Origin of the sequence: Enterobacter hormaechei ATCC 49162 (assembly GCF_001875655.1) — a bacterium.
In the GTDB taxonomy this organism is placed as follows: domain Bacteria; phylum Pseudomonadota; class Gammaproteobacteria; order Enterobacterales; family Enterobacteriaceae; genus Enterobacter; species Enterobacter hormaechei.
In genome coordinates this window covers 86369-112485 of the sequence record NZ_MKEQ01000004.1, presented here as the reverse complement: position 1 = coordinate 112485, position 26117 = coordinate 86369, and the positions used below count along the sequence as shown (strand labels likewise).

36 protein-coding genes and 2 pseudogenes are annotated in these 26117 nt (G+C 50.0%); 8 read left to right on the top strand and 30 right to left on the bottom strand.

The window, feature by feature from the left end; genetic code table 11:
- The 8 genes and pseudogenes from BH712_RS24245 to BH712_RS24210 all read right to left on the bottom strand — a co-directional run.
- Window positions 1-953, bottom strand: a 953-nt coding sequence (locus BH712_RS24245; RefSeq protein WP_071850083.1) for a phage terminase large subunit, incomplete at its 3' end; no start/stop codon positions are given.
- A 2-nt stretch (window positions 954-955) separates the two neighbouring features.
- Complete coding sequence (locus BH712_RS24240) at window positions 956-1597, bottom strand: hypothetical protein (protein WP_006812517.1); 642 nt, start codon at window positions 1595-1597, stop codon at window positions 956-958.
- A 195-nt stretch (window positions 1598-1792) separates the two neighbouring features.
- Window positions 1793-2059, bottom strand: a complete 267-nt coding sequence (locus tag BH712_RS24235) for a hypothetical protein (protein ID WP_006812518.1) — start codon at window positions 2057-2059, stop codon at window positions 1793-1795.
- A gap of 9 nt (window positions 2060-2068) precedes the next feature.
- A complete protein-coding gene (locus BH712_RS24230; protein ID WP_002211789.1) occupies window positions 2069-2959 on the bottom strand; it encodes a hypothetical protein in 891 nt (296 codons plus the stop codon).
- Window positions 2960-2964: 5 nt separating this feature from the next.
- Window positions 2965-3219, bottom strand: coding sequence for a hypothetical protein (locus BH712_RS24225; protein WP_001113021.1), 255 nt, complete (start codon window positions 3217-3219; stop codon window positions 2965-2967).
- Window positions 3212-3850: an ATP-binding cassette domain-containing protein gene (locus tag BH712_RS24220; RefSeq protein ID WP_006812519.1), complete on the bottom strand. Its 639-nt coding sequence runs from the start codon at window positions 3848-3850 to the stop codon at window positions 3212-3214. Before BH712_RS24220 ends, BH712_RS24225 begins: the two co-directional genes overlap by 8 nt.
- Window positions 3847-4515 (bottom strand): ParB/Srx family N-terminal domain-containing protein, encoded by a 669-nt coding sequence (locus BH712_RS24215; RefSeq protein ID WP_006812520.1) that lies wholly within the window; start codon window positions 4513-4515, stop codon window positions 3847-3849. The genes BH712_RS24220 and BH712_RS24215 overlap by 4 nt, the downstream gene beginning before the upstream one ends.
- Window positions 4515-5218: pseudogene (locus tag BH712_RS24210) on the bottom strand (ParB/RepB/Spo0J family partition protein). The gene BH712_RS24215 and the pseudogene BH712_RS24210 overlap by 1 nt, the downstream one beginning before the upstream one ends.
- 59 nt (window positions 5219-5277) lie before the next feature.
- On the opposite strand from BH712_RS24210, the gene BH712_RS24205 reads away from it, so the two are divergent.
- From BH712_RS24205 to BH712_RS24180, 6 genes are all read left to right on the top strand, one after another.
- Window positions 5278-6837: a DEAD/DEAH box helicase gene (locus tag BH712_RS24205; protein ID WP_006812522.1), complete on the top strand. Its 1560-nt coding sequence runs from the start codon at window positions 5278-5280 to the stop codon at window positions 6835-6837.
- Window positions 6838-6839: 2 nt separating this feature from the next.
- Window positions 6840-7118 carry a hypothetical protein gene (locus tag BH712_RS24200; protein WP_001291547.1) on the top strand — a complete coding sequence of 93 codons (279 nt, stop codon included), beginning with the start codon at window positions 6840-6842 and terminating at the stop codon, window positions 7116-7118.
- 59 nt (window positions 7119-7177) lie between these two features.
- Window positions 7178-7600: a hypothetical protein gene (locus BH712_RS24195; protein WP_000683475.1), complete on the top strand. Its 423-nt coding sequence runs from the start codon at window positions 7178-7180 to the stop codon at window positions 7598-7600.
- Between the two features lie 4 nt (window positions 7601-7604).
- On the top strand, window positions 7605-8132 hold the full coding sequence (locus BH712_RS24190; RefSeq protein WP_006812523.1) for a transcriptional regulator: 528 nt from the start codon (window positions 7605-7607) through the stop codon (window positions 8130-8132).
- Window positions 8133-8454: 322 nt separating this feature from the next.
- Complete coding sequence (locus tag BH712_RS24185; protein ID WP_006812524.1) at window positions 8455-9105, top strand: hypothetical protein; 651 nt, start codon at window positions 8455-8457, stop codon at window positions 9103-9105.
- Between the two features lie 50 nt (window positions 9106-9155).
- Window positions 9156-9359: a hypothetical protein gene (locus BH712_RS24180; RefSeq protein WP_006812525.1), complete on the top strand. Its 204-nt coding sequence runs from the start codon at window positions 9156-9158 to the stop codon at window positions 9357-9359.
- A gap of 644 nt (window positions 9360-10003) precedes the next feature.
- Here the strand turns inward: BH712_RS24180 and BH712_RS24170 are convergent.
- The 6 genes from BH712_RS24170 to BH712_RS24145 all read right to left on the bottom strand — a co-directional run bounded on the left by BH712_RS24170 (window position 10004) and on the right by BH712_RS24145 (window position 12520).
- Window positions 10004-10486, bottom strand: a complete 483-nt coding sequence (locus BH712_RS24170) for a hypothetical protein (protein ID WP_006812526.1) — start codon at window positions 10484-10486, stop codon at window positions 10004-10006.
- 205 nt (window positions 10487-10691) lie between these two features.
- Window positions 10692-10973: a hypothetical protein gene (locus BH712_RS24165; protein ID WP_023180884.1), complete on the bottom strand. Its 282-nt coding sequence runs from the start codon at window positions 10971-10973 to the stop codon at window positions 10692-10694.
- Between the two features lie 126 nt (window positions 10974-11099).
- The gene (locus BH712_RS24160; RefSeq protein WP_006812529.1) at window positions 11100-11495 is read right to left on the bottom strand and encodes a hypothetical protein; all 396 of its coding nucleotides are present in this window, start codon (window positions 11493-11495) and stop codon (window positions 11100-11102) included.
- Between the two features lie 128 nt (window positions 11496-11623).
- On the bottom strand, window positions 11624-11935 hold the full coding sequence (locus BH712_RS24155) for a hypothetical protein (RefSeq protein ID WP_006812530.1): 312 nt from the start codon (window positions 11933-11935) through the stop codon (window positions 11624-11626).
- A 140-nt stretch (window positions 11936-12075) separates the two neighbouring features.
- A complete protein-coding gene (locus BH712_RS24150; protein WP_160859106.1) occupies window positions 12076-12291 on the bottom strand; it encodes a hypothetical protein in 216 nt (71 codons plus the stop codon).
- Window positions 12292-12298: 7 nt separating this feature from the next.
- Window positions 12299-12520 (bottom strand): hypothetical protein, encoded by a 222-nt coding sequence (locus BH712_RS24145; protein ID WP_032655918.1) that lies wholly within the window; start codon window positions 12518-12520, stop codon window positions 12299-12301.
- A gap of 145 nt (window positions 12521-12665) precedes the next feature.
- Here BH712_RS24145 and BH712_RS24140 point away from each other — a divergent pair, with 145 nt between their 5' ends.
- Window positions 12666-12908, top strand: coding sequence for a hypothetical protein (locus BH712_RS24140; RefSeq protein WP_006812532.1), 243 nt, complete (start codon window positions 12666-12668; stop codon window positions 12906-12908).
- Window positions 12909-14342: 1434 nt separating this feature from the next.
- Here the strand turns inward: BH712_RS24140 and BH712_RS24135 are convergent.
- The 4 genes from BH712_RS24135 to BH712_RS24120 all read right to left on the bottom strand — a co-directional run bounded on the left by BH712_RS24135 (window position 14343) and on the right by BH712_RS24120 (window position 17260).
- A complete protein-coding gene (locus tag BH712_RS24135; RefSeq protein ID WP_006812533.1) occupies window positions 14343-15533 on the bottom strand; it encodes a hypothetical protein in 1191 nt (396 codons plus the stop codon).
- A 138-nt stretch (window positions 15534-15671) separates the two neighbouring features.
- A complete protein-coding gene (locus BH712_RS24130; RefSeq protein ID WP_006812534.1) occupies window positions 15672-16508 on the bottom strand; it encodes a GIY-YIG nuclease family protein in 837 nt (278 codons plus the stop codon).
- A gap of 83 nt (window positions 16509-16591) precedes the next feature.
- Window positions 16592-16909 (bottom strand): DUF5983 family protein, encoded by a 318-nt coding sequence (locus tag BH712_RS24125; protein ID WP_006812535.1) that lies wholly within the window; start codon window positions 16907-16909, stop codon window positions 16592-16594.
- Between the two features lie 84 nt (window positions 16910-16993).
- Window positions 16994-17260, bottom strand: coding sequence for a hypothetical protein (locus BH712_RS24120; RefSeq protein WP_006812536.1), 267 nt, complete (start codon window positions 17258-17260; stop codon window positions 16994-16996).
- A gap of 186 nt (window positions 17261-17446) precedes the next feature.
- On the opposite strand from BH712_RS24120, the gene ydfZ reads away from it, so the two are divergent.
- A complete protein-coding gene (ydfZ, locus tag BH712_RS24115) occupies window positions 17447-17650 on the top strand; it encodes a putative selenium delivery protein YdfZ (protein WP_006812537.1) in 204 nt (67 codons plus the stop codon).
- Between the two features lie 55 nt (window positions 17651-17705).
- Here the strand turns inward: ydfZ and BH712_RS24110 are convergent, their stop codons facing one another.
- The 12 genes and pseudogenes from BH712_RS24110 to BH712_RS24055 all read right to left on the bottom strand — a co-directional run bounded on the left by BH712_RS24110 (window position 17706) and on the right by BH712_RS24055 (window position 26077).
- A complete protein-coding gene (locus tag BH712_RS24110) occupies window positions 17706-18404 on the bottom strand; it encodes a lysozyme inhibitor LprI family protein (RefSeq protein WP_006812538.1) in 699 nt (232 codons plus the stop codon).
- A gap of 97 nt (window positions 18405-18501) precedes the next feature.
- A complete protein-coding gene (locus BH712_RS24105; RefSeq protein WP_006812539.1) occupies window positions 18502-18858 on the bottom strand; it encodes an HD domain-containing protein in 357 nt (118 codons plus the stop codon).
- A 91-nt stretch (window positions 18859-18949) separates the two neighbouring features.
- Window positions 18950-19321, bottom strand: a complete 372-nt coding sequence (locus BH712_RS24100) for a hypothetical protein (RefSeq protein WP_006812540.1) — start codon at window positions 19319-19321, stop codon at window positions 18950-18952.
- Window positions 19322-19323: 2 nt separating this feature from the next.
- A complete protein-coding gene (locus BH712_RS24095; protein WP_006812541.1) occupies window positions 19324-19605 on the bottom strand; it encodes a hypothetical protein in 282 nt (93 codons plus the stop codon).
- A complete protein-coding gene (locus tag BH712_RS24090; protein WP_006812542.1) occupies window positions 19602-20291 on the bottom strand; it encodes a hypothetical protein in 690 nt (229 codons plus the stop codon). The genes BH712_RS24095 and BH712_RS24090 overlap by 4 nt, the downstream gene beginning before the upstream one ends.
- 58 nt (window positions 20292-20349) lie before the next feature.
- Entirely contained in the window at window positions 20350-22035 is a 1686-nt protein-coding gene (locus BH712_RS24085; protein WP_006812543.1) for a DUF4942 domain-containing protein, read from the bottom strand.
- Between the two features lie 141 nt (window positions 22036-22176).
- Window positions 22177-22749 (bottom strand): hypothetical protein, encoded by a 573-nt coding sequence (locus BH712_RS24080; protein ID WP_006812544.1) that lies wholly within the window; start codon window positions 22747-22749, stop codon window positions 22177-22179.
- Window positions 22750-22857: 108 nt separating this feature from the next.
- Window positions 22858-23700, bottom strand: coding sequence for a Rha family transcriptional regulator (locus BH712_RS24075; protein ID WP_000462606.1), 843 nt, complete (start codon window positions 23698-23700; stop codon window positions 22858-22860).
- A gap of 108 nt (window positions 23701-23808) precedes the next feature.
- Window positions 23809-23997, bottom strand: a complete 189-nt coding sequence (locus BH712_RS24070) for a hypothetical protein (RefSeq protein ID WP_000872126.1) — start codon at window positions 23995-23997, stop codon at window positions 23809-23811.
- A gap of 9 nt (window positions 23998-24006) precedes the next feature.
- On the bottom strand, window positions 24007-24501 hold the full coding sequence (locus BH712_RS24065; protein ID WP_032666383.1) for a hypothetical protein: 495 nt from the start codon (window positions 24499-24501) through the stop codon (window positions 24007-24009).
- Between the two features lie 142 nt (window positions 24502-24643).
- Window positions 24644-25322: pseudogene (gene rnhA, locus BH712_RS24060) on the bottom strand (ribonuclease HI).
- A 524-nt stretch (window positions 25323-25846) separates the two neighbouring features.
- Window positions 25847-26077, bottom strand: coding sequence for a hypothetical protein (locus BH712_RS24055; RefSeq protein ID WP_000262979.1), 231 nt, complete (start codon window positions 26075-26077; stop codon window positions 25847-25849).
- Window positions 26078-26117: the final 40 nt, after the last annotated feature.

Sequence of the window (26117 nt, the reverse complement as noted above, 5' to 3'; positions counted from 1 at the left end):
GATTCACCGCGTGCGTGCTGGCGATACGCACCTGCCGGGTCAGGGAAGATAGTGACCTGAGACTTCCAGCGCCAGAAACGACGCTCCAGCTCATCACACACTTCAGCCGTGTTGGATGAGAACAGCACAACCTCGTCCACGGCCCACAGCTCACCATTTGGCTGCGGCTGCAGGATGACCGATGACATAGGGTCGATGTTGAAGTCCTGACCAACCCAGATCGGCAGTTTCGGATTGAACTGGAGTGGCTTCACATGCACATTGCGGTCGAACGGGTAGTAAACGCGTCCGGACATGTTTTCGAAGCTGGCCAGGTATTCCTGCGCGAACGATTTAGGGTCCATATCGTTCTTCGCCGCTTCGATTTCCGCGCTCGGTACGAACGGAGAATCGGCCGTAACGAACTGCCAGCTCTTCCACTGCCCTTTGCGTTGCAAATCTTTGTTCTGACCGATAGTCCACAGCTTGTGGAACTCGGAGAAGCCTTTTGGCGTACCGATGATCAGCGCACCGCCACGGGTAGAGGACAGTGTCGGACGCAGTACCTTGTACCAGGTGTCAGGCTTCATATCCTGAAATTCATCGAGCACCACGAAGTGCAGTGCCACACCACGAAGCGTATCGGGCTTATCCGCACCTTTCAGCGCGATTTCAGAGCCGTTCTTCAGCACGATGGTCATCGTGGTGTCGTTTTTCTTACGAACCCATTTACGAGGCAGAACTTCCTGCAGGTCATCCCACAAGATCTGGCGAGCCATCTGGTAAGTCGGTGCGACGTACCAGACACGTTGCTTTTTCTCTTTGGCTGCCGCGCGGATGATGGTGGAGATCGACAACCGGGATTTACCCCAGCGTCGACCCGCACACACCACTTTGAAACGATGTGGCGACTGGAAGACTTGCATCTGCCCAGAATGCAGCTGTACGAGACTCAGAGACGACGGGATGGCCATAGTTAGACGCTCCCATCACTTTCATCACCAGACGCGTCAGAATCGCCCTCTGCTTCGCTCAGTGCTTCCTCTTCGAGTGACTCAAGCAGATCGTCATCAATCAGATCCGGCTCATCATCTTCCTTACGCAGCTGCGCCACCTGGGAAGGCGTAAGTTCGCCAAATACCAGGTTCGGGATTTCGTCTTCTTCGTTCTCAGCGCGATCCATACCGAGCGCTTTCGAGGATATTTCGAAGCACTTAGCGAGTGTGCCGCTGGCACGCTGGAGACTCTTCAGGTCATCTTCGATGGTTGCGAGTGGCTTGCCGTCCTTCTTGGCTGTGGCCACCTCATGCATCACCATCCGACCGAGTGCGAATGCCCAATCGTCGTAACGAGTCCGGCGCTCTTCGATTTTCTCTGCACGCGCCTTCGCACGCAGCTCTGCGTCGGATTTGAGCGACTCGCGCACCATCTTCCCAACGGAGTCCGCGCCTTTCTCTAATCCACGCTTTTTGAAATGTCTGGAGAGCGTTTCACGACGAATGCCGTACTCTTCCTCCAGCTTGGAGAGTGTGTATTCGCCGGAAGTCCACTTTGCTTCGGCTTCTGCCCACTCAGCTGGCGTCAGGCGAGTTTTGCTCTCGTCTTTTTCTACAGTCATAGATCCCTCTAAAACACTCAGAGCGCATCCTTGCGCTCCTAAACAACTTGTTTAATTCTGTGCCTAACCAATTTGTTTTCTGGGTGTTTAAAACCGGGCTGGGGAGTATTCAGAACCTGCTTCCGTATATATTTAATAAGTCACTTAGTATTTATATATACGGAAGCAGGCTCTCAAACTGGCTCCCAGACCGACTTACATCACCAGTAATTTGGCTCTGGCACGACCTAAAGTGGTCAGTCCCAGCGTGCGACGGTGGTAGCCGGAATCACCGCGCTGGCGGCACATTCCTTTCTCCACCAGCCCCTTTTTCACCAGTGCGCGGATAGAGAACTGCATACTCTGTTTGGTCGTTTTGTACGGCAGCACTTCAAGCAGCTCGTCCAGATCGAGCAGATACCCACGCTCATGGCCTAAATTGATGGTTTTGATGATGTCTTTTTGTTTGTCGGTCAACGTCATGGCAAATCCTTATGCCGGTAATGCAATTTCAAGAGGTTTATTCAAAGGCTGTTTGTCGAATGCCAGCAGTGGCAGCGTGTCCGGCAGCTGACGACCAAAGTCCGGGTTTCGGTACACGCCATACAGCGGAGACGTGAAGCTCAGGTTGTGAATGTCCTTGAGCAGCTTCACGATGCTGGCCTCGTCCACCAGACTGTCGGCAATGTCCTGAATCGTCGTGCCACGATTACGCCCGGCTTTGGCCAGGGAACTGTTCTTGTGGTAGTCAGCGACCAGATCACGCAGCGCACGACGACGGCGAGACTCGCTCATGGCGAACAGCTCTTTGACGATCGCTTCGTTGTCGCCAGGGTCGGAACGGAAATGACGCTGGAAGACGCGCAACGCACTCTCATAGCTCTTCGGACGCTCCGGACGGATGAACTGGAACCCTGCTTTCATGGCGAACGGGTTGTATTTGCTCATCGACGACTGGATCTCGATGATTGGCCGGTCGTGCATCCTGCTAACCAGGTTAATCATTCGATAGGAGACGCCGACGCCGCGGTACTGAGTGTCCACAACGGAACGGCTGATCACCGCAAAGTTGTTGTTCACGTACCGCCCCCAATACTGGTTGGCCACGGTGGTATTGGTGGTTGGCTTCAGCTTAGGAAACATGCGATGGCGAGGCGCCAGCAGCAGTTTCGGGTAAGCCATAACCACGACGCCCACCAGCCGGTCGTCCAGTTCGCAGCGATAATACGTTGGCGCGAACGGCTTACCATCCGTCTTGTAGTGCAGCGACTTCAGCGCGTGCCAGTCTTCAACCGTGCCTTTGGTAACGGTCATACGCTCCAGAAAGTCCAGATGACGCGGGAACTCTTCCGGGCGGTAGCGTTTGATGATGATGTCTGTCATGTCGATCACCTGCGCTCGATATTGGCATTGATGAAGTCCAGGCGAAGCGATTCCATCGCCCCAACCATGACGTATGGACGCCCACCGTTATGCCAGCAATCCAGAACACTGCCGTCGTTGTTGATCATCAGCAGCGCCAGGCTCTGGCTTTTGCCTTCTCTGGCGTACTGGAGTGCTTCTTCCAGCAGGCGGATGACTTCAACGTTGTTGTTGTCAGCCTCTTTCGATGGCTTCAGCTCTACGATCTTCAAATCAGGCATATTCCACCTTCACGCGTTCTTTGTAGTGCTTGGTGATCTGCATATCCGGGCGCAGCGCGTTCTTCAGGTCTTCGTGGGTCGTCGCCACCATTACCGTCGCACCAACCTTACGGGCGGCACGCTGGAGGTTCGACGCCACAACCTGAGCGGTTACACGGTCGAGAACAGCGCCAAATTCGTCGGCCGCCCAGACTTTCGCGCCGGACTCGATCAGCTTGGCGATCTTGAGACGGTATTTCTGGCCGTCAGACATCTCGGATGGCTTGCGCACAAAGAGATAGGCGTCATTCAATCCGGCCATAGACAGCAGCCCCAGCGCTTCGCTGGTGGTTTTGCCCAGCTGGTCGATGACGTTAACCTCATTGTCGAAGGTAAAGTCATCGATGGAGGCTACAGAAAGCCCTTCATCCTTCATCTGGCGTTGCAGCTCGCGCAGCACAACGGATTTACCGGAACCGGATTGGCCGGTGATGTACACCACATCGCCCTGCTTCACTTCCAGCTCCAGATTGTCGTAAAGCGTCCACTCTTTTTCGTCCAGGCCAAGACCGAACGATTCGGCAATCTCCAGCGTGCGCGTGGTTTTGTTCACGCGGGTCTGAAACGATACGTTGATGGTGTATTTGCTCATGCAGCCAGCTCCCCAGAAGAAACTTTCTCCGCATACGCCACGAAAGCGTCTACCCCGCTCTCTCCCGTGATTTCTTCCATGTGGGCAAGCAAATCCCCAACCACAATGGCAGAGCCTGCCGGGAGCGTTTTAAAGCCCAATACGTCGATGACGCGGACTTCTTCAGCGGCCACTTCGCGACTGATCTCGGTGTGCTCTTCTTTCTGACGTTCCGTCTCTTCGCCCAGATCGAGCACCAGAGAGCCGGTTTCCATCTCTTCGGTCATGCTACCGACAAGCACGTTCAGCTCGCGCTCTTCAAAACCGAAGACCTCGACCTCTCCCAGCACCAGGGATTCCAGTTCCTGCTGCAATTTGATGGCGTCGTAGTCAATACTGGCCAGGCGGTTGTCTTCCAGACGCTTCGCCTTCACTTCTTCTTCGCTCAGATCGTCGCGAACGATGACCGGCACACGCTCCAGACCAGCCAGAAGAGCCGCCTCGCGACGACCGTGGCCAGTAATGATGACGTCGTGCTTGTCGACCGTGATCGGCTGGTCAAAACCGCGCTTTTTGATGGCGGCCGCCAGGTCGCGGATCTGCTGTTCGTCATGTTTTTTGGCGTTCATCTCATACGGGATGAGTTCTGCCGGGTTTCGATAGACGATTTCAAAGTTTTTGGTCATTACATACGCTCCTTGTAGTAGTCGACCAGCCACACCAGGGCTTCCCCGGCGTTCTCCATTTCGTTACCGGTATTGATTCCCTGCTCTTTGATGATGGTTTTGATGGTGTCGGCGACGCGATCTGACGCATCAAACGTCACTTTGAAGCGCATCGTCTGGTGTTCAGCGCCGACTCGCTCGGTTTTATCGCGTTTGTCCTCATCGACCGGCTCGTCATCGCCACGGGAGAGCGCTTCCAGCGCTTCAAGATCGATAACGGACGCTTTGGCGAGTGTTGCCGCCATTTCGTCGTCATATGGGGCGATATCGGACAACCGGTAGTCGATTTCAGACTGGATTTCTTCGATTAAGCGCTGCAAAGCGACCTGATCGTCTTCGCCGTAGCGCTCGTTATCGACGAGGGACATCTGTTTGGCCACCAGGTCGTTAATTTTGCCCACGGAGATGACGGGAACCGTTGAAATGCCCTGCTCCATCGCGGCACGCCAGCGGTGTTCGCCACCGAGGATCTCAAAAACGCCCCCGTCCAGCTCCCGCGCCAGAATTGGCTTAAAAAAGCCCAATTTTTCGATAGAGCCTTTCAGTTTTTCGAAGTTTTGCGCCCCAACGGAGTTGGTATTCCAGGGATTCGGACGCAGGTTCGCGACTTCCACCTGCAGAATCGTAATTTTCACATCCATAATTCTGATACAATCCATTGTATAAGTACTTACTTACTATAATAGCCAATTACCATACAAAAGGCACGAAGGAAAGAGGTTTATGACAGTTCGGATTGTATCGAATGCAGTCAATGCGCTGATTTCTGGCGCTGATGACAACGTGAAACGGCTCGTTCAGGAGATGTTGAGCTATGAAGTGGAGGCTGGTGACTGGAAAGGAACCAGCACGATGTTCAACTGGAGCAAAAACGCATTCCCGGCTGGGTTTGCGAAGCCAGTAGCAGCCAACCTTCTGAAAGCTGGCATAAAATGCGTGCATGTGCGTAAGGAAAAAGCCCCCGCGCTGGGCAAGCCGAACCCGGTAGTTAACCCATTCCCGTATAACCCGGACTATGCGTATCAGGATCAGACTGTGGAAACACTGGTGCGCGAAGGGATGATGATTGCCCAGATTGCGACGGGTGGCGGTAAATCGAACGTAGCGTGTAAGGCAGCTGCTCGCATTGGTCGTATGACGCTGTTTTTAACCACGCGCTCGGTTCTGATGTTCCAGATGGCAGAGAACTTCCAGAAATCCATCGATTACCGCGCGGAGAATGGCGAGCCGTGGCTGAAAGGCCAGAAAGTTGGGGTGATTGGATCTGGTGAGTTCCAGGTCTCGCGCCATATCAACGTTGCCACGGTGCAGACCCTGGCCAGTTTTCTCGAAGAGCCACCGCGCGACGCATCACCGGAGAAAAAACAGTACCACCTGAAGCGCCGGGAACTGGTTAAGCGCTTTCTGTCCAGCGTTTCTCTGCTGATTCTGGAAGAGGCACACGAATCATCTGGTTCAAACTTCTACGATATCGCCCGGTTGTGCATCAATGCCGATTACCGTCTGGCGCTGACAGCTACGCCGTTCATGAAGGACTCGACCGAGGCAAATATGCGTCTCATGGCCGTTGCCGGCCGCATTGAGATAAAGGTAACGGAGAAATATTTGATCGATCGAGGTATTTTAGCGAAACCATACTTTCTATATCATAAAATCGCGTACACTCCAGACGAGGTGCGGATTAGGGCTGAACTTGCTTCGAAACACCTGAACTTTCGGGTTGGAATGAGTACGGCTTACCAGAAAGCCTATCAGTTAGGCATCGTTTACAATCTGGGCCGCAACGAGGCTATTGTGCGCGAAGCGTTAATGTACAAAAGTCACGGTCTGAACTGTATGACGCTGGTTCGTTTGAAGCGTCATGGTCAGATTTTGATGGAAATGATGAAGGAAAGCGGCCTGAAGGTCGATTTCATCTACGGAGAATCAAACCAGACTACCCGACAAGCAAAGCTCAACAGTCTGGCGGCAGGCAAGATAGATGTTCTGATTGGTTCAACCATTCTGGATGTTGGTGTCGACGTTCCAAGCGTAGGGGCGGTGATTCTGGGTGGTGGCGGCAAAGCCGAAGTTGAGATGCGCCAACGTGTTGGTCGCGGTCTTCGAGCCAAAAAGAATCAGGCTAACGTGTGCTTTATTACCGACTTTATCGACGTGAGCAACAAATATCTCATGTCGCATTCATATGAGCGGAAGCACATTATCGACACGACGCCTGGGTTTGCCGAGGGCGTTTTGCCGGTGGGTAGCACATTCGATTTCACTGTTTTGAATAGAGAGTAAGCATGAGCGAGAAACGCGCTATACACTGCCAGGTTCAGTTAACCGAAAAAGCAAACGACAAGCTGGAAACCTTTCAGAATCGACTGCGTGAACGCAATATTAAGCTGTCAAAGGCAGACATCATCAATCTGGTGCTGTCCAACATGACGATGGCTGATTTTGATAAGGCAGCTACGTCATTAGAGGCTTCTGCAAAGGCCCGTGAAAAGGTCATGAAGATTTACGAATCCTCTGGCATGACCAAAGAAGATCTGGCCGATATTCTCAAACGTCTCGATTAAGCATTAAGGGCGTCGCAAGACGCCTTGTTCGTTGAAGTGATAAGGATTTAGTTCAAGCCATGAAACACGTTCTACTTCCACTGATTACCATCCCCGTTTTACTCCTGAGTGCATGTTCATCCCGCCCTGTGTCTGTAGCCGATGCAAAACCGGCGCCGCAGGCCAGAGTTTTCAAATACCAGACGTCTGCACCAACCACGCTGGTGGTTATGAGGGACAAAGGTATGATAGGTGCGGGCTGTGACGCGTCCATCTTCATCAATGGTGAGACGGTTGCAAAGCTGGAGACCGGTGAAAAAGCGACGTTCCATCTGGATGCCGGGCAATGGATTGTTGGCGCTTCACTGGAAGGCGCCGGACTGTGCGCACTGAACCCTGCTCGTCAGGAACGCGAGACCATCACCAAAGCTGGCGAGACGAAAGTCTTCCGGGTGTTCACCAGCAACGCAGGTGACATCGATATCCTACCAACGACACTGTGACGATATGACGAATATTACTGACATCACCTACGGGATTCCTGCAGAAGTCTGGCCGCGCGATTACACCAACGTGGAGAAGGCGCTGATGTTCTGGCGTAAGTCTCTCATTCCTGTAAGGGTCACGATGGAAGATGGTCAGGTGTTCTGCATGTACGTTCAGGGTCTCATGTCGTCGCGCAACAAAGTCGATCTTTGCCCTGCCCCGTTCGACAAAGAAAATCGTATAAGGCTCCCACTTGAGCGAATCAGTACGATTGAATCAGGTGTGACAGAAGGCATTGCGCACGATTTCACGGGTCGGACAACGGTACACCCAGACTATGTGGACAATCGGCCATCTCGCCGTGATTTCTTCAAAATTTGTCGCCAGGCTCATGAGATGCAGAAGTCTATAAGGGTCTACATGGCGGATGGCCGTGAAATTGAGGGTGTGTCTTCAGGCGTTGACGCTTGCCAGGTCACGCTCAACATGGGGGACGGACGGAAGACAGTCGTCATGTTCGATTGGGTCGAACGGATTTTACCGTTTTAAATCTATAAGGGTAATAACCGGCTAAGTCCGGTTATTATTTTATGTGTCACTTCCCGTTATATTTATTTCCCCTAATCCCTATTCCATTTTAAATATATAAGGGTGAATGACCGAATAGGGAATTTATTTAGGCAACACCTTCGAGAAAACGCGTTTTATTTCTAAGACTTTGATTTTTATTGAAGAAAAATTTTTTCGTTCCCGCGTAAAAAACTCTTGATTTTAATTTCTGTATATCGATAATTAGTCACATCGAAAGCGAACACGCTAACGATAAACAAATAACAAATTAAGTTATCAATATTACATAAGGATTAAAATCATGTCTAACGTTGCTATCTCTAAAAAATCCATCATCGACGCTGCTGTAGTTATCGCTAATGAATTACAAGTTGCAGCCAATAACGCTACTCAGACTTATAACAATCATTATCAGAATGGTACGCACACAAAAGCAGATAAAGCTAACATGCTTGCAGCGACTACCAAACTTGCATACTTCACCAACAACGTTTTAAACGCTGTTAATGATGAGAAATTAGCTGGTGTCTTTTACTACGCGATTAAAGCAAGCAAACAAGCGCCAGAAGTGTTTTTCCGCGAAGCTATGACCAATAGCTATTCACTCGAAAAATTGGTTTATCTGGTTAAGTCTATCAAGTCTGGTAAATGCGTTTATTCCGTCGCTGATATGTCCGGATCTCGCGTATTCGCATTAATCGAAATGATTAATGATGAATTAGAAACATTCACAAATGGCGCTGTATTCGATTTAATGAATGAAGCTAAAAAAGCATGTGAGATTAAATTAGACGCTGGCTACACTCAAGCCAATCAGCTTATCAATTTGTGTGAACGTCTCGGACTGGTCGAGAAAATAAAAGGAATGGGCGCTGCTAAAAACGGATCGCAACAATATCGCTTTATCAAGAATGATTTTTATAACTATCTGGCTGATGCTTTCAAAGCGTAATTAGATGGATATAGCGCCCACTATGGGCGCTAGTTTTAAGGATAAAAATCATGATTAGTTATGACCAGATCCGCGCGGAATATCGCGCAAAATATCGCGCTTATAAACTTGAATTAATCGGCGACTTAAAAGCGCAACGTGACAAATTAAATTTTACGTTTTCTGATTTGCTTAACAGCAAAAGAGACTGTAAACGCAAACGTGAATATTTGCGCTTGTCTGAAATGATCGGAAAACTGCAAAACAGCATTTAAGCAATAGCGCCCATAGTGGGCGCTTTTTTCGTTTCAAGATCCGCACATCATAACGCGCCATTGTTGGCGCGTTTTTTATTGTCTGAAGTCAGCCAAAACAGACCCAAAATAAGCGCCATAAACGCGCCAATTTAACGCGTTTTTATGTGTGGTGGTCATACCCATTACCCACAATAAAAAACACGTTATAGCGCGTTTTACAGCGTTTTAGCGCGTGGTTTATTTTGTCGTGTCGTGGGCGTGATCGTCTGGCGATAGCTGGCGACGTGATCCGCGCTATCCTTCGGGACGTGTCGGCAATGTTGGCGCTATCCGTGGGCGCTCGCGTATCATTGGCACGTTGGCGCGACGTGTACGCGCTTGCAGTGGTTTACCCACGGATTCACATAATCACATAGCGAAAGCTATCTGGATGGCTCAGGGGCTGAAACTCCACCAGCGTTACCCCAGCGCCCCTGCGATATTTTCTGGCAGGATTCTGGACTTCTCCCGCTCTGTTTTCTACATAAAGGCAAACCCAGCCGTTTCCCGAAAATTCCCTGGCCGTTTCCCTTCGGTTCCCCGGACAGCCCTCTGGCCGTTTCTGAATATCCCTGCGGCAGCTGGTGGACGAAAAGAAAGGGGCGTTTCCAGCCCCTCCCCTCTTACTTGCCAGTCAGGATGTGAATGCGGTTCTTTCCGTACACCTCTTTCACGTATTCCCCGCACGAGACACTCCACGAGTCGATTCCTGCTTCGTAGGTGACGTTTTTGCACTTGATGGCATTGTTGGCGATACGCATCCCCTCCCCCACTGCTTCCTGTTCGCTGAAGTCGAACCCGGATTCTGTTTTAACCCATAGCGCGATCTGCGTGGCGAACTCGATGAGTTTTGACTGGCAGAAGCGACCGCTGCGTACCGGGAAGATGAATACGCCAAATCCCGAAGTGGAGACATACGCTTTTTCAAATACGCGTTTATGGCGACGGTTGCAGATAATGTCATTGGTGATCTGCTGTTTCTCTTTCCCGGACAGCTCGATGGTTACATTGTCACGCCAGGCGCCCAGCACGCTTTTCTCGTTATCAGAGAACGTCACAGAAATATGGCCATGCGCAGGGGTGTTAACAGTAGCGATAAAGTTCATGGTGATAATCCTTTAAACAACTTGTTTTCTTGTTGGTTTAATTATCGCTACGCGCATAAGGCGTCCAAGCGTTCTGTTCCGGCAGCTGGTGGCCGGCAGGGAGTCGGAGGGTTGTTCGGTAGCCTGGCGACAAGAGGTGGGTGTTTTTAGCCTGCGGGAAACAGGATGGTCATTTAAGGCCACCGGCGTGGGTGGCCTCGTTCTCTTAGTGGAGCAGACCGACGTCGATGGTATCGCCGGAGCCATCCACGCGGATCATCAGCATGGCGAAGGCATTTAATGGGTAGCCTGCGTGCCAGTCCGGGAAGCGGTCATCGCGCATGAAGTCGGCAATATCATAAACGCTGTCCTCAAAGCGGAAGAAGCGGGCATCACATTGTTCGTCCTGTTCAACGTGATCCATTTCCTGCTGTTCTTCCGGCGACAGGTCGAGCCAGGATTCCAGCCATACGTTTTCAGCTTTAGGGGAGATAGTGAAATCGGTCATGTGCATATCCTCAATGCGTAAACATCTTGTTTTCTTGTTGGTGTAATTATCGCACTGTGGATAAGGCAAAAAACATTTTGTTATCGGGGATAAGAAAATGGCGCGGGGTACGCGCCATTGGAGGGATTAAGCGAATACGCTTTCCGGGATGTAGTTTTCAACCGGTTCGTTGGACACGATGCGCAGACCGTATTGTCCAAGCCAGGTGTTGCTCGGGTTCAAGTAGGAGGTGTACAGCTCGTCTGCTTTCACCATCATCTTCTCAAACATCTCTTTGTCTACGCCGCGGAAATACGTTTCCAGTTTCAGCAGCATTGGTTCGGATGCGTCGCTGATGCTCTGGAAGCCTACGGTGTACACCCAATCCTCTTCTGTCCCGGTGCGGATCAGGGTGGTGGTGAGCACTTCAGTCCCGTTCGTGCTGTCACGCAGAATAGCGGTCAGTTTTGCAACTTTTCCGCCTGAGGTTGTTTCTGACGCATAGTACAAATCAAGAACCAGGTTTTCACGAATTACAGTCATTTTTGGTCTCCCTGTTGTTGACCTGATTATATTATTGTCATAGGTAAGCACTTACAATACGGGTAAGCAAAAAAGCCCCGAAGGATGGACGGGGCTGTCGTAGTGACGACTAATCGCTTTTGCACATGTCAGGCTGTCGCCAGGAGAGAGGCACGCTGGATTTCTTGCTGGGCTACTTTGTTCGCTTCCAGTAGCGCCTGTTCCAGCTCTCCTTCCGGCCAGATGATCTGTTTTGCCATCCACCCTCTCCCACTCTGGCGACGCACACTCATTACGTAACGCGTGCGGGAACCATTGTCGAACGAGACCAGCGTCTCTTTGAACAGGCGAATGGCAGTGCCGTTGGCGATGATATCGAGCAGGGTCAGCTGGCTCATTACGGTTGGTTTTTCTTTACGTGGCTGGCCCGCGCTCAGTTTGGTGATCATCGCGTTTTTCATAATTCACTCCGTAAACAACTTGTTTTCTTGTTGGTGTAAACAATACCAGCGAGAAAACGGCTACAAAGCATAGCGTTACGGTGCTGCGCTGCCCCGGAGGTTGCAAACAGCAAAAAGCCACCGTGCTGGTGGCCTCACTCTTAATCTTCGTCGTCCGGGAACTCGATGTGTACCGCGTCCACCAGCTCCCGCTGTTCATCTTCACTGAGCAGATGCCAGATATCCTTCCCTTTGGGTGATTCCCCTTCAGCCGGGACGAAAGACCACAACTTGCGGTACAACTCCGGCCCCACAGCATCCAGACACTCAGCCAGGGAATCCACGCTCCACACCTCAACCATCACAGGCATCTTAATCATCTCTTCACCCTAACTTCGTTTCTGACGTCGTGCAGTTCCACGCGACGGACATTGGGTTGTCCTCGATATGGAAATCAAACGTCCCTTTTCTATATCCTTCAGAGATGAGCGTCGCCACGCGACCAGCAACATCCTGGGAACGGATAACGTCATCGAGGGAGATCTCACACTCGGGGGACTCTTCCTCGCCACAGAGGGTGATGCTGATATTCAGATGCTTGTACATGTGTTTCTCCATTGTCTAAACATGTTGTTTTCTTGTTGGTGTTATTATCGCAATAAGAAATCGGGGAAAAAGAATTCCTTAAAGGCTGATGTGCTTGTGCCGATTTATTGCTATGTATGTATCTGGCTAACTCAGAGGGAATGTGATGAGCACTAAAGACTACACAGACGGGTACTTCAGCATCGACGCCGAAAGAGGCGAGTTGCTACATGGCGGCATCGCTGTCGGACGCGTCGTTTTGGTTAACGGTCAGATTTACACAGAGCTGGACGATACCAGTTCAAGCGCACCTGTCGTCTCCGGCCCCTTCGGGACAAGAGAAGAGGCGCTCGATGATTTGTGGGACAACAGGGACGATGCGAATCAGGGCAGTGAGATTTTCGAATAAACGTCCTCGGCGATTTCACCACCAAAACCCGTAACCCTTTACACTAGATCTAGCTTCCCGATATGAGCGTGCGAAGCTGATCTGGTCCCAACGCTCAACTGCGGGATTCACCAATTCCCGCACTCTTCAGGTGAATGAGGAAAAGGCATACTCCCGCAGCCGTCCCTCGCTCTGTACCGGGATGTACCCGTTTCCCGACCGGCAGCCAGCCTTTTCCCGGTTCGTATAGCGGGATTCCCACCGTTTCCCTGAAAACCTCCAGCCTTTACCCTGCGGCGATGCTCCCGTTCGTGAAAAGGGAAACGGCCTTTTCCCTGGATGGCCCGAAGGCTGACCGAAGGGGTGGAGAGAGACATTACGGGTGACAAAAACTATGGCTTGAATTTCTACGAAGAAAGTAGCGATACCTCTCTTCCCCTTCCCACTTATACCTCCAGTTAAATCTCTACGTATTTTCTCTCCTATGAACGTGCAAACCTTCCCCCTGATAACGCTCTATACGGCGAGTATTCCTTTGGGTGAAATGGGTGGTTTGTTCTCTCTACCGGCGTATGTGGTTTCGTTGTTCTTGAGGCGGTTTTTCTCTGTGTTTTCGTCTGGGTTGTTCTCGTCGTTTTGGTGAGTGTTCTTCTCCGTGTATGGAGTAATGGCAGGTGCGCTTTTCTCTTCGTTTACGTGAAATGATGGAAGTGTGGGTAATGGCAGTAGGGCGCTTTTGCTGTTCTCCGCATGTGAAGTAATGGCGTTCCCTGCTATTCAGGAATTTGCGCTCTCTTTCGGGGTAATGGTGGGTAAACGAGATGGCGACGGTTCCTGTTCTGGTCTGGGGTTGTACGGGGTTTCGTTCTGACTGTTCTTCTCCGTGTATTGGGTAATGGCGTGTAGAGGTTTACGTGCGCGAGCTGCGTTCTCGGTAGCCTGGGAAGATTAGGTGGGTGGTCTGTAGCCTGTGGCAAAGAGGTGGGTCTTTTCGGTAGCCTGACAGGAAGAGGTGGGTGTTTCCGGGATTGCGGCTAATGGCGTCTCTGAGTTTCCTGTGGGTGTGGTTAACTTGTTTTCTTGTGCATGAAAACAACTTGTTTAGACGTCCAATATAACGCAACGGGAGCGCTTCTGAGCGTGTTTGTTTTTGGGTGGTATCACTAGTCGTTTTTGACGTTTTGTCGCAGGGAGATGGATTCTGGTGCGCAGGATTTTGCGTATAAGAGATGGCGTGTGAAAACGTCAACTTTTTAGACCAAATCAGGGGGAAGCGTTGACTTTTCGTTGATGTGTTATTTATTTGTTTTCTTATGGGTGTAATTGGCTTAAATGCCTTGTCACGCCTGGGCCGGGGTAGGTTGGATGGGTGGGGAAAGTGGCGATCAACGGATTCTTATAGAAATCCTCAATTTGTGACCGCCAATGTCAACGGATTGATTAAGCTAGTTGTGCTCAAACATCTCCGTTCTTAATCCACTGCCTGATTTCCTCGTCTCGTGCGACTTCTTTCTCGTGTTGGGTAACATACAGGTCGGGTAAAAGAGGTGGAGCGAATTCTGGCTCTGTCGAACACCACTTTTCATATGCCTCACGCATAGATTTTTCTACATCCCAATGTTCCAACTCTTGGTATTCAATCGGCCAGTTATCCTGCAATTTCTTCACAGCTTTAGCCACGTCGTACCGGATGTAAGGGTTAAGACCAATGAAATTACCAGCCAGCATGTCATCAACCTCCTTCACTCTGGCAATCTTGGAAAACTTACCAATAGCAATGTTGAGGTCCCAATCAGACACGAATAACAGCAGTGCGGCAAATGCCAGAAACTTAGCCTCTCCATATGCTCTGTCGCTAACCGTTTTTGCCTTAAACTCAATGTAATTGCTCATCACAAACCCAGTAAGCTTGTAAGTCTTATTTATCTCATCTTCCAAAAGCGATGGGTCGAGAATTGTACGGCCACGATTATTATCTATGTGTTCTAAGATTGCCGAAATGTCTCTATGGGATACTGAAATTTTACGCAATTGCTGGAGAGTCTTGATGTGAACTCTTAGCACCTCTTTGTCAATTGCACGAGACCAAGAAAAACCAGGCACAGTAGCCTGAATGGGTGAGAAAGGCATAATATCCGGGTTTGTCCATGCCAAATATGATTCACGTAACCCGCTAATATAATCAAGCCAGTCCAAATGACCCTTTTCCAGCCATATTTCAAATGTGGAGTCCTTACGCTTATTGAAGAACCATTCCCTCATCTGCCACATTTTTTCTTGCGTAAAAATCCCTTCCTGTATGCCGGCGCATACCAGTTTTCGTATTACCTGCGAATACTTTGTTCGATCTTTCGTGAATGTGACAAGGTGCTGCCTTACCTCAGATGTTAGCCTATCTCCGTAGAAGTCACATGATGGATGGTGGCCTTGACCAGATTCACCGGTAAATCTGAAATGAGCCTTCTTGTAATAACCATCATTCCTGGAGGCTCTAACGAACGATCCACCTCCAACTTTGCAAATTGGACAGATGATGTCTTCGCGAGCGACAGCATGAATTGAGCTGTCATCTAAATTTTTAAGTGCCAAGTACTGCTCAGGGTCGACTTCCTTTTGTAGCGATTTTGAAAAAGCTGTATCCGTCATATTGTCCTCTCAAATGTCTCGTTTCAGTAATCGGTTGACTCGTGGGCCGATCAACTACTTAGTCAAGATATTATAGACCTTGTTATTTACTTGTTTTCTTATATGGGTAAACAAAAACGCTACAATTTCGACAATAACTCAATTCCTATTGTGTCCTACTGAACGAGAAAGCAGTATGCGTTTCCAGTGTGATTCTCGTCGGTTTATCTCGCAGGCGTCACTGTTAATGTCCATGATTTCCAGAATAGAGAACGTGACATTCTTGAGCCTTTCCTCATCGCCGGTTCCAAACGCTTCAATCAGGCCAGCATTCCCGCCGTGACCCGTTTTAAAGTAGGTCTTCCATCTTCCCCATATTCCGCCTTTGCCGTTTGCCTGGCCAACATACAACTTCTCGCCATCAACATCAGTCAGCAGGTAGATGCCTTTGACAATACTCAGTGCAGTTCTCCACGACTTTAACTCCTGCCGAATGATGGTTCCGAGACTGGCTCTGTCCAGAACTACGTCTTTGTAGCCGGGAAACTCGCCAAATGATAGACAGGATGGCGCAATCTCAACGACTCGCAGTTTTCCGGCAAGAGTTTCGCCGTTCAAAATAGATCTGCGAGGACGCTCCGCACTGACATACAAACGTCCACGATATTCATCCAGTTCAGGAACAGGTGTCAGTTGATAGAGATAGTAGTCTTCGTTCCGGCCAGGTACTGCATGTGATGCTGTCAGAGAACACCCAACGTTGAGATAGGTGCCAGCATAGAGAAATCGCGCCTTATCTTCAGTCTGAATAAGAGAGACAACGTAGGTACGATTGAAGCTTTTCAGCTTCTGCAGGCATTGCCAGTCGTCGAACGTCTCTTTCACGAACTCCTGTATCGGGTTTTCTTTATATTCGTTGGTGCTGGCTAAATGAATTTTGCTGTTATTTGGGGTCAGCTGCGGGTATAGCGACTGAAGGTACTGGAATAGTTCCATGCAGAAAATGTCCCTTATGAGATCGGCTCTGATATCTGGTATCTCACATGGAGAGCCGATCTGTCCACGACAAAAAAAAAGGCTTACCAGTCCCAGCCAGGTAATCCGTCCACCAGCTCGGCGTCGCAATCGAAGTGAACCGCGTCAAAGCCGGCATCCACTATGGTCTGTATGTTAGAGATCGTCTCTTCGGAAATGCCATACTCACGCAGCTCTTCTTTCCAGTCATTCCCTCGCATTCCAGCACGAACAATCCAGCCGTACTGTGTACCGTGTACCCAATTCAACCCGCGATCAGTAAGTGGGTCGAAGCAGGCAATGGGTAGCCGTTCTGAATCCGCTGCCGTTACATGAGCGGTGCTGATCACTGCCGTTTTGTAGACTTCCGTGAGCTTCAACATACCAACTCCTTAAACAAATTGTTTTCTTATATGCGTTATTATCTCAGATAACAAAAGACTGAAAACAAAATGTTTAAGGGGTAATTAGGTCAATTTAAAATCATCTATGTCGTCCACAAACTCCATATGTCTCGCTTCAACACTAGACAGACTGATCAGATACGCAAGCCCGTAACTAAGTGAAGTGGGTTGTTCCAGCACAAACTCGAACCCGTCCTCATGCGTTTTACCAAGCCAGAATCCATCGCCGTATTCTTTTTTACGTTGGAAGAAAACGAACTGTCCAGGTATTAAGTGCTCGAGTGCTTCGCCCCTATAGACGATCACATATTTGGAATTCTTGCTACCCATTGTTCACCCTCAACACTGTATGTATAAACAGTAGTATTTTTTACGGTACTGGTCAACTTTACTGGTTAATTGAATAACAAGGTGGTGAAAACAATTTGTTTCGGAACTTGAGATTTTGCAAACCGCACATACATGAAAAGCGGCAATTTTTGAAACCTGATTTGACCCAAGTGAAAGGAGGAAACGATGAAGACCTATGATCGCAACCGTAACGCTATCACTACCGGCAGCCGAGTGATGGTGGCAACGAATGGTGCAACGGGAGTCATCAAGGAAATCTGCGGAGAAGGCAAATCAGAAGAACAATTACGCCGTTCTGACTGCGTGTCTATCGAAGGTGTGGAGGGTCTGTTCTGCCCAATGGATTTAGTTCGCCTGGGGTTCCATTAATTTCACCACCTATAAAACAAATTGTTTAAGGCCACAAATAGTGGCCTTATCTGGCTTACGGAACAGCGGTAATCAGATCGCAAATGCCTGTTTTAGTTAAATCACTATTCAGCTTCTGAAAATTGGCATTCAGCATCGCGGTGTGTATTCGAGTCTCAAGCTCAAAGAAAAGGTCGATCTTGCCCTCTTTTGCTGCGTACTTCTTCCAGACATTAACTTGGTCATCGGCAATGCGACTGGCGCAGGTGAATAAGAACGAACTCCCTCCGGGAAGGGATGTCGTGCTGTAGTATTCACCGTCAACTTCAATATACTTAGCTCGGAATGACTCCAGAGTTAGCTCATCACCGCTCTTAGCCTGCTTTGCGTCTGCCTTGCTTGTCTTTTCCTGAACTTCAGGCTGCTTCTGCACCGGCTTCGGTGTCTCATTGACCACCGCTGTGCTGGCCGAACCATCCAACCCCTTGAGTCCATTAATTTGGATAAGATAAACCAGCTCAAGAGCCTTATCATCAGTGAGTTTTCCACGCATATTTATCCACTGACGTTGAACCGTCTTTAGGGTGTCTGCATCCCCCGGGTTCGCTTTGAGAGCAATAGAATAGGTAGAGCTAAGTTGTTCATCTAATTTTGACAGGCGTTCGTTATCGCAGATTTTGTGTTCGACTTCTGTCGAAGCCTTTTGGCAGTCGAAGCTGGCTGCAAATGCAGCTGGCGATGCCACCAACAATGATGCCAGTAGGATATTTTTCATATTCACTCCATAAATATAAAAGCGCCTGACTATAACACTTAACCGACTGCTTCTCTCGCTTGATCGTCAAGCGCTTTCAGTCCATCACGTACCGCGTTCACGATACGCTCAAGGTATTGGTATTTGGGGTTTGCTCCAGCTCCCGGACGTTGATGATGAAGCGCTGTATTCGATTGCCGTCTTCTGGTCTGGCAATGTTGGTCAGAGCCAGAACCATTTCGGCTACGTGCTCACCGAAGTGCTCACGAACCATCTCTATGGTGACATGGGTGTCTTCGACCACATCATGCAGCAGCGCCGCGATCTGCATCTCCACGGTTCCACCATGCCAGGCAACAGTCTCGCGGACAGCAACCGGGTGGTTGATGTAGTCTTCACCGGTATATTTTCTTTTCTGGCCAACGCCGCCATGAGCGCCAGCGGCAAACATATGGGCTTTGGAAATACTGGACATTCTTAACTCCGTTGTTTTCTGGATGCAGTTATTTTCACAGATAAGAAAATGTAGAAAACAAATTGTTAAAGGCCACAATAGTGGCCTTCATTTACTCAGCGATATGCGATCCAATCATCGTCTGTAGCTCTCGTTCTTTTTCTTTGGCTACGCGGAGTAATTCGGCATCTACATGACGTTGCAGCTTATCCATTACACGGAACGACGGACGGCGCATGACGCTCTCGTCGATGGCTTTGGTATTCAAGCTAATAAGATGCCCGAAGTGGTTGAAGCCAGCCCCGACGAACACTTCATATAGCTGGGCATCGCGCTCAAACAGAGCGATCCCATTTCGCACCTCAAGCAGCGTTCCTTCCTCAATAAGCGTATCCAGCGCCTTATCCCAGACCGGACAAAAGCGATAATTGAAACCTTCCAGTAATGCTGTAAAAAACAGCGAAACGGCATTACCCAACTTCATAGTTACTCTTCCTTACTCCTTGCTCTGTTAGCCTGCACTTCCTTAGCCAGCTCGTAGGTAATTTTGCACGGCACAATCATCGCCCAGCCTTTTTCGTGGCTGTTAATCACCTGCTGAACATGGCCGTCTGTAATGGGCAGATCCGGCAACTGTTTAAAAACTTCCATCTGCTCATGGATATGCAGAAACCACCTTGCCAACTCCATCTGCTCGCCACGGGTGAGGGGATTATCCAGCGGAGACTTAACAAAAGCGGAGACTCGCTCGACAAGCAGATCATTCATGCCGCGCACCTCTCTGCTTTCTCCTGCAATTCGCGAACGTACTCGACCAAAGAGCCACCTGGAGGGATCTGGCATTCCTCAACCAACTGGAAGTAGATGTCTGCGGCCGCGCGTGTGTTCGAGCCTTTATTCAGCTGTTCTTCGCGCAGCGCATCACGTTCGTTGATCAAACGGACGCACTCGCCGTTACGCTGATCCACAACGGCCTCAAGTTCAGCGATGCGTTCGCCTGGCGTCTTACCTTCTTTACGCTGGATGGTGACGGTAAACTCGCCCATTTCAGGAACGTTGTACCCCAGCTCCAGGTAATTTCTGGCGCCGCTGCGGACGAACTCACCTGCGAACATGGTGGCGAACATCGCAGAGGCCATCTCTCCTTTGAAAAGCGACTCCAGATCTAACGGAGTGCCGGCAGCCAGAGCCTCTTTTGCTGTGTCCATTGCGCCCATGAACCGGTCAAACTCATTGGCGCGTTTCTCAAGGTCTCTCCACTGCTGGCTCCAACGGCGTGCCAGATGTTCGATAAAAACCTGCGCCGATTCATCAAAGTTACCTTCGAACGTCACAAGCTCCTTGTCAATTTTGATGGTTCCGGCAGGCGTTCCTGCGTTCCCCTGTAGCACTAAATTAAATGGCAGCTTCGCCTGATTAACGCTGGCGAATGTAATTCTCGATTTTCCGCTCATGTGTTTACCTCTGATAAAGTGGCTCTATTCTTACATAAATTAGGTAAGTATTTACCTATCATTTTGCGCGTTTGAAAACGTATACGCTGACAGTGATTCCGGTGTCTTCAAACTCGTCAGTAAACGACTTCCCTTTGGCATAAACGTAATTATCCAGCGTCATCCAGTTCAGAACTGGCGCATCACCCGGCAGTACTGCCACCAGTCGCCCGCCGACTTTAAGATGCTCCAGCGCGGCCAGCGTATGCTCTCTGTGACGGCCAAGAGAGTAGGGCGGGTTCATGACGATTTTGTCGAACTGATAGCCTGCGTTGTCCTCAGACCACTTCATGAAGTCGCAGCAGACCGTATTTGTGTACCCCTTGCCAAGCAGTATATCAGCGAAGAGAGGTGCGACTTCTATGCAGGTAACGTCTTCCGGATTGGCGTCGATGCAGGCCAGCAGATCTCCACGCCCGGCTTCAGGCTCCAGCAGCTTCTCACCTGGCTTCAGCTCAATGGCTCTGGCAACGTACTCCGCTATCAAACGTGGGGTAGGGTAGAACTGGTGTGATTTTGTATCCGGTATTAAGCCGGTGGCCACAATCGTATTGAGCGTATGGCCTATCTCATACGGGAACTGCCAGTGCTTTTTCTCCTGTACGCCGCCAATGAAGTTCAGTGTGCGCTCAAGCTCTTCCACCTGCGACTTCTGGAGGTTGGAATCAGAAAAGTACCAGACGCCTTTGTCTTTGCTGAATCGCCCGTCGCGCAGCGCGGTACGAACCGGCTCGGAGATCGTCTTCTGGATTAACCCGAACTCTTTTGGTGCCCGTGTTTTGGGCGCAGTACGGCATGGCGCCGGGATTGCTGCAGGCATGCTGTAAGCCAGCACCTCATTCAGCTTCCAGGCCACGTCAGGATGTATTTCAAAGTGAACGTTGCCGTTCTTGAACATCTTCACACGCATCAGGTTTCCGTCGACATTCATCCAGTCACCGGTCTGGCAGTCGTTTGCCCGGTACGCAGCTGATAGCATCTCAGTTGTGCGGTTGATGGTGATGAACTCTTTGTGAGCGAAGAAATGAAGCATGACGCGCAGGTCGTCGATGTAGTCCTCTTTCCGGTAGTTCACGCTGACGCTGTCCCGCCAGAACTCGGAAATGCAGTTGGCGATGATCAGACGCTCGCTAAAGCCGTTCGTCTTATTGGTCTTGTGGGCAGGACTCAGCGCCTTAAACAAGCCATACACGCGCTCAGATAGATATTTGTGCCTGTCATTCAGCAGATTGAGCATCGTTGGGATGACCGTTTCTGCTTTGAACTCCGGCACACCAACGAACTCCTTAACCTTCATCTGGTAGCCGGTTCTGTCAGTCCTGATGGTCTCCTGCTTGCCCTCGATAAACTGCTCACGCCACTCGTCGCGGCGGGAAGCTGGCATGATCAGCAGAACGTTTGTCATATCCGTGACCTTCTTCCAGTACTCGGCCCAGATATTCTGTTTCACCCATTCCAGGTCGACTTTGTCCAGCCAGGCTCTGTTAAAGCGTGTGCGCTCGTCATCCGGCCGGTGGTTGAGTCGCAGCAGGCGGTTAATCATGTTGTGGCGTTCGTCGCCATAAACGAAGTCGTGAACCTGATGCATGAATGCGATCTCTTTCTCGCACTCGGCCACAATTTCGTGGATGACGTTCATTTCCTGCCGGTAGTCGATATCAGTGTTTGGGGTGATAGCGTCAATGATGGAAAGGGCTGTATTCATGATTGCACCATTAAACAAATTGTTTTCTTGTTGGTGTTATTTTCCCAAAGTTGAAAAGGCGTAAAAGCAGCATTCACAGGCGTTGCAGCTGATTTAAGGCGTAAAAAAGGGGGCTTTCGCCCCCTGTCGGCAGGTGAGATATTAGTGGTGTACGTGCTGCGTTTTGTGCGGCTGTTTGTTCAGGTCGTGGCGATGGGTCAGCTCGCGCATCATGTCTTCAAGACGGCTCTTGGTGTCGTCAAGCTGGTCGGCCATTGCCCCCAGCAGATGGCGAACGGCTATCGGATCGTCGCTGTTCAGCTCAGGCATTTTGAACCCAGCCTGGGAAGACATCAGTTTGAAGGCGGCCAGCAACATCGCCAGAGAAGACTTCAGCCCGGCGATTTCACGATCTTTGCTGGCGTTGGTTTCATCTGCCTTGACTGAATCCGGTGAGCACTTCGGCTTGCTTACCATTTCCAGCGTTGCCTGAAGTTTGTCGGCGCGTTCTTTCTCTTCCAGATACGCTTCGCCGAAATGACGCGCCAGCATCACAATTTCAATCGGATCATCAATCATGCTTGAGAACTTGAGAACGCTGAAAAGGCGGTCGATAGGGGAGGCGTCGTCTTCGTGACCAACCACAAGACCCATGATCTCAACCAGTTCGGCCGCACCAACTTTTTTAATCACGCTTTCAACTTTGGCATTAGTTTTTTTGCATTTTTCGCACATGTGTTTTTTCCTTATGTTTTTAAACAAGTTGTTTTCTCGATGGCGTTATTGTGGCGTGACTGAAAAGGTGGGCAAACGCTACGTAAAGGCGGACGCCCACACTGACGGTTAATGAAGACGTTTGGATTCCTTCATTTCGCGTTCGACATGCTCACGACAAGGCTCATACTCAATGGCGCTGGCGGTAATTTTCCCGGCAGCAATTAGCTTCACGGCAGCAAAGCAAAGTCCTTTAAAGGTGAACTTGGCCTGGTTGCGTCCGTTTCCGATGACAACGTTTTTGCCATATCCGCGGTCAATGAAGATCTTGAGGAACTGGCGGTTAACAGTGGTGTATTTGCGCTTAACGTACACATCACCCAGCGAGTCCATCAGCGCCCCCAGAACAGCCCCGGACGTTCCGAGAATGCGACCAGCTTCATTCAGCCCATAAAGCTCATCAGCAGTGCCGCAAATGGTGTCCATGAGAATGGCTTTTGGCCTTGCCACCGACAGCTTGCGCTCAAGATCAGCACGCTGTTCTTCAAGATCGGCTGCCAGTCGAAGTGCTTCTGAAAAGGTTTCCGGGATACTGGGGTAGGCACCGTAAAGCGCCCCGCTTGAAACACTCATTTCCAGCTCATGCCAGCGCTCAATGACAGCAGCGCGGTACTTCAACGAGTAGCCGGTAATGAGAACATCGGTATGCTTTCGGTCGAGCATGTACTCGCCTTCCATTCCCCGGTAATCGATGTTGACAACAATGCCTTCAACAATTGTAAGTAACTGATTTTTCTCATAACGCAATTTTGCGTTATGGTAATCGTCGGCATACAGCTCATTCAGCACGCTACGGATGTCGCGAAGAATGTCGCTGTGTCGTTTACCGGTCAGCTTTGAGATTTCTTTTGAGGACATCAATGGTCTGTCCGGGAGCACACCGGGAATCGATAAAGTAGTCATCTCAAACATACATTCTCCATTCAGTGTAAAAAGGGCCGTCAGTGGCCCTTGTTGTTAACTCTAATTGGTTAATTGGCTAAACAATTTGTTTTAACAGTGCCGAAAATGGATTCGGCATCAAAAGAACCCGAGAATGCTGCCCACCGGAACAACGAAAATTCCCACGACACGCGCAAGTGTCATTCCTGCATCAAACTGAAGATCGCCACCGTTCACGAGTTTCACCAGATTCATGATCCAGCCACCAAGCAGAAAAATGGCGAGGCCAACAATCATCGCGGTGACTTTCTGGAAGCTCCATTTCATGCAATAGCCTCAGTCACAGCAGAAGGAAGATCCGGAATTGCAGGTCGAGTTGGAATCGTGTCCAACAGCATCCCATCCAGAGAGACAGGAGGTCGTTCTGGCAGGGGTGTCGTCTGCAAGGTTGTGGTGGAAGTAGTTGTGTCCGGTATCAACAGACTCTGACCGGCTGGTACGGCTACCGCTGCCAGGGTTGCTAAAATTACTCCGTAGGCCATTGGCTTCAGTCGATTTCGTTGAAAATTTTCCATGAGAACTGTCCTTGTGCGTCTGGGATTCACGCAACACACGAGAGGCGACGGAATCACGCACCTTCTCCATGCCTACTGTCGCACCCAGATTTGCTATGGCGGTAGCTTGCGCATCAATGCGCTTCTCCAGCTCAAACACTCGTTCTTCCAGTTCCGCAAGGCGTGCAGAAACACGACCGCTAAACAGCTCGGTCAGAACCAGGCGAATTGAACGGGGACGTTTATTGAAAGAAGTGAAAGGCGTTTGACGTGCCATTTGGATTCCATTCAGTGTCAGAAAGAGTTGCGGCTGGCCAAGCCAGCCGCCTTTTGGCGTTCCATCCTGGAACAGTACCTAACCGGTACTTCGTCATCCTGACGAACGGTAAGATACCTGATTTAAAATGATAGGTAAATACTTACCTATCATTTTGTGACAAAAATCCAATGTCACGCTTGTGAGGCATATCAGCTGCGGAGTAGGCGGCGATCTTCGCCAGGCGGTCACACATTTCGTTCTCGCGATGACCGGCATGACCTTTAACCCACTTCCAGCGGACATTGTGACGGCTGGCGGCCGCATCGAGACGTTTCCAGAGATCGACGTTTTTGACTGGCTTCTTCTCAGACGTGATCCATCCGTTACGCTTCCAGCCTTTCATCCAGAGCGTCATGCCGTTTTTAAGATACTGGCTGTCGGAATGCAGGATCACATTGCAGGGGTACTTCAGACGCTCCAGCGCAATCAGGGCGCCCATCATCTCCATCCGATTGTTGGTCGTGCTGTGGAAACCCTCAGAAAGCTCGCGCTCTTCACCTCGATACTGGAGAACGATGCCGTAACCGCCAGGCCCGCCCGGATTTTTGAGGCAAGAGCCATCACTGAATACTTTTACGGTTTTGAGCTGGGGATTGAACTCGACTACGGGGGTTTTGAAGTTGGTACGGGATTGCTGGTGGGTTTGGTATCTGGCTTTGGACTTCGTGCGGCAGCCAGTATGTTGCCGGGCTGGGGTCTTGGTCGTCATTTTGGCTCCAGAATCGCGCGCCGCGACGATTTTTTTTCCCTCGCGCGTGTGCGCACGCGTGCGTGTAAATATTAAAAATTTTTAGAAAAGAAAAACTTACTTCCCAGAACAGGTTTTAATAAAACCTGAACTGAACGAACGAAGTGAGTGAAGTTCACCTCGAACGAAGTGAGAGGTTGTCTTTTCAGGTAATACTCTCCCAGGGAGGTGAGTACAAAATTTCCTCACCAACCTGGTCGTTACATAACCTGAAAAGTTATGACCTAAGTCTACTGCCAGCTTAGGCTTGGGAAGTTATGGATGACAGCACCCCAGAACCGAGATCTTCCCACACTTTATGAAGGGGAGTACTGGATTCAACCTCTCGAAACACTCCAGACTCGACAATCATAAAGTGACCCTTCTCTCTGCCCACTTTGGTTCCCCCTTCCCCAACCCCTAAACGGTGCCGGTTCTACGCTGGTAGTGAGCTTTTTAAACCTGACGCCAGTGACGCTATCCCCCACCCATCAGGTCGAGCTGCCGGAATCAATCCGGAAAGCGGGTAGATTTTATCACTGGCGATCTGCGTTTTAAATGGTAAGTACTTACCGATTATTTTGATTGATTATTTTCTCGACCATGAAGCTGGACGTTCAGGGCAAACACCTCATTGATGAGTTCCCCTAACAGCTGCTCCACCAGCTCTTTGTGCTCGCCTGAATGAAGACATTTGAGCGACCATTCGTAGAGACTGAAAGCCTTATCGCGATCTTTCATCATGTCGCGCACTTTGGCCAGAAAATCGCTCTCAACGAGCGCTACGACGTTCGTCGGGTATACCATGATAGTTTTCCTTACTGTGGTTCATAAAATCGATTCTAAA

What these genes read in the sequence shown, in the direction of transcription:
- BH712_RS24240 (WP_006812517.1), bottom strand. Translation starts at nt 1,597, where the DNA reads ATGACTGTAGAAAAAGACGAGAGCAAAACTCGCCTGACGCCAGCTGAG.
- BH712_RS24065 (WP_032666383.1), bottom strand. Translation starts at nt 24,501, where the DNA reads ATGGCACGTCAAACGCCTTTCACTTCTTTCAATAAACGTCCCCGTTCA.
- BH712_RS24085 (WP_006812543.1), bottom strand. Translation starts at nt 22,035, where the DNA reads ATGAATACAGCCCTTTCCATCATTGACGCTATCACCCCAAACACTGAT.
- BH712_RS24155 (WP_006812530.1), bottom strand. Translation starts at nt 11,935, where the DNA reads ATGAAAAACGCGATGATCACCAAACTGAGCGCGGGCCAGCCACGTAAA.
- BH712_RS24140 (WP_006812532.1), top strand. Translation starts at nt 12,666, where the DNA reads ATGAGCACTAAAGACTACACAGACGGGTACTTCAGCATCGACGCCGAA.
- BH712_RS24055 (WP_000262979.1), bottom strand. Translation starts at nt 26,077, where the DNA reads ATGGTATACCCGACGAACGTCGTAGCGCTCGTTGAGAGCGATTTTCTG.
- BH712_RS24225 (WP_001113021.1), bottom strand. Translation starts at nt 3,219, where the DNA reads ATGCCTGATTTGAAGATCGTAGAGCTGAAGCCATCGAAAGAGGCTGAC.
- BH712_RS24205 (WP_006812522.1), top strand. Translation starts at nt 5,278, where the DNA reads ATGACAGTTCGGATTGTATCGAATGCAGTCAATGCGCTGATTTCTGGC.
- BH712_RS24110 (WP_006812538.1), bottom strand. Translation starts at nt 18,404, where the DNA reads ATGAAAAATATCCTACTGGCATCATTGTTGGTGGCATCGCCAGCTGCA.
- BH712_RS24235 (WP_006812518.1), bottom strand. Translation starts at nt 2,059, where the DNA reads ATGACGTTGACCGACAAACAAAAAGACATCATCAAAACCATCAATTTA.
- BH712_RS24100 (WP_006812540.1), bottom strand. Translation starts at nt 19,321, where the DNA reads ATGAAGTTGGGTAATGCCGTTTCGCTGTTTTTTACAGCATTACTGGAA.
- BH712_RS24190 (WP_006812523.1), top strand. Translation starts at nt 7,605, where the DNA reads ATGACGAATATTACTGACATCACCTACGGGATTCCTGCAGAAGTCTGG.
- BH712_RS24135 (WP_006812533.1), bottom strand. Translation starts at nt 15,533, where the DNA reads ATGACGGATACAGCTTTTTCAAAATCGCTACAAAAGGAAGTCGACCCT.
- BH712_RS24160 (WP_006812529.1), bottom strand. Translation starts at nt 11,495, where the DNA reads ATGACTGTAATTCGTGAAAACCTGGTTCTTGATTTGTACTATGCGTCA.
- BH712_RS24145 (WP_032655918.1), bottom strand. Translation starts at nt 12,520, where the DNA reads ATGTACAAGCATCTGAATATCAGCATCACCCTCTGTGGCGAGGAAGAG.
- BH712_RS24215 (WP_006812520.1), bottom strand. Translation starts at nt 4,515, where the DNA reads ATGACCAAAAACTTTGAAATCGTCTATCGAAACCCGGCAGAACTCATC.
- BH712_RS24165 (WP_023180884.1), bottom strand. Translation starts at nt 10,973, where the DNA reads ATGACCGATTTCACTATCTCCCCTAAAGCTGAAAACGTATGGCTGGAA.
- BH712_RS24075 (WP_000462606.1), bottom strand. Translation starts at nt 23,700, where the DNA reads ATGTTTGAGATGACTACTTTATCGATTCCCGGTGTGCTCCCGGACAGA.
- BH712_RS24195 (WP_000683475.1), top strand. Translation starts at nt 7,178, where the DNA reads ATGAAACACGTTCTACTTCCACTGATTACCATCCCCGTTTTACTCCTG.
- BH712_RS24230 (WP_002211789.1), bottom strand. Translation starts at nt 2,959, where the DNA reads ATGACAGACATCATCATCAAACGCTACCGCCCGGAAGAGTTCCCGCGT.
- BH712_RS24220 (WP_006812519.1), bottom strand. Translation starts at nt 3,850, where the DNA reads ATGAGCAAATACACCATCAACGTATCGTTTCAGACCCGCGTGAACAAA.
- BH712_RS24095 (WP_006812541.1), bottom strand. Translation starts at nt 19,605, where the DNA reads ATGAATGATCTGCTTGTCGAGCGAGTCTCCGCTTTTGTTAAGTCTCCG.
- ydfZ (WP_006812537.1), top strand. Translation starts at nt 17,447, where the DNA reads ATGAAGACCTATGATCGCAACCGTAACGCTATCACTACCGGCAGCCGA.
- BH712_RS24130 (WP_006812534.1), bottom strand. Translation starts at nt 16,508, where the DNA reads ATGGAACTATTCCAGTACCTTCAGTCGCTATACCCGCAGCTGACCCCA.
- BH712_RS24080 (WP_006812544.1), bottom strand. Translation starts at nt 22,749, where the DNA reads ATGTGCGAAAAATGCAAAAAAACTAATGCCAAAGTTGAAAGCGTGATT.
- BH712_RS24070 (WP_000872126.1), bottom strand. Translation starts at nt 23,997, where the DNA reads ATGAAATGGAGCTTCCAGAAAGTCACCGCGATGATTGTTGGCCTCGCC.
- BH712_RS24105 (WP_006812539.1), bottom strand. Translation starts at nt 18,858, where the DNA reads ATGTCCAGTATTTCCAAAGCCCATATGTTTGCCGCTGGCGCTCATGGC.
- BH712_RS24125 (WP_006812535.1), bottom strand. Translation starts at nt 16,909, where the DNA reads ATGTTGAAGCTCACGGAAGTCTACAAAACGGCAGTGATCAGCACCGCT.
- BH712_RS24185 (WP_006812524.1), top strand. Translation starts at nt 8,455, where the DNA reads ATGTCTAACGTTGCTATCTCTAAAAAATCCATCATCGACGCTGCTGTA.
- BH712_RS24120 (WP_006812536.1), bottom strand. Translation starts at nt 17,260, where the DNA reads ATGGGTAGCAAGAATTCCAAATATGTGATCGTCTATAGGGGCGAAGCA.
- BH712_RS24180 (WP_006812525.1), top strand. Translation starts at nt 9,156, where the DNA reads ATGATTAGTTATGACCAGATCCGCGCGGAATATCGCGCAAAATATCGC.
- BH712_RS24170 (WP_006812526.1), bottom strand. Translation starts at nt 10,486, where the DNA reads ATGAACTTTATCGCTACTGTTAACACCCCTGCGCATGGCCATATTTCT.
- BH712_RS24090 (WP_006812542.1), bottom strand. Translation starts at nt 20,291, where the DNA reads ATGAGCGGAAAATCGAGAATTACATTCGCCAGCGTTAATCAGGCGAAG.
- BH712_RS24200 (WP_001291547.1), top strand. Translation starts at nt 6,840, where the DNA reads ATGAGCGAGAAACGCGCTATACACTGCCAGGTTCAGTTAACCGAAAAA.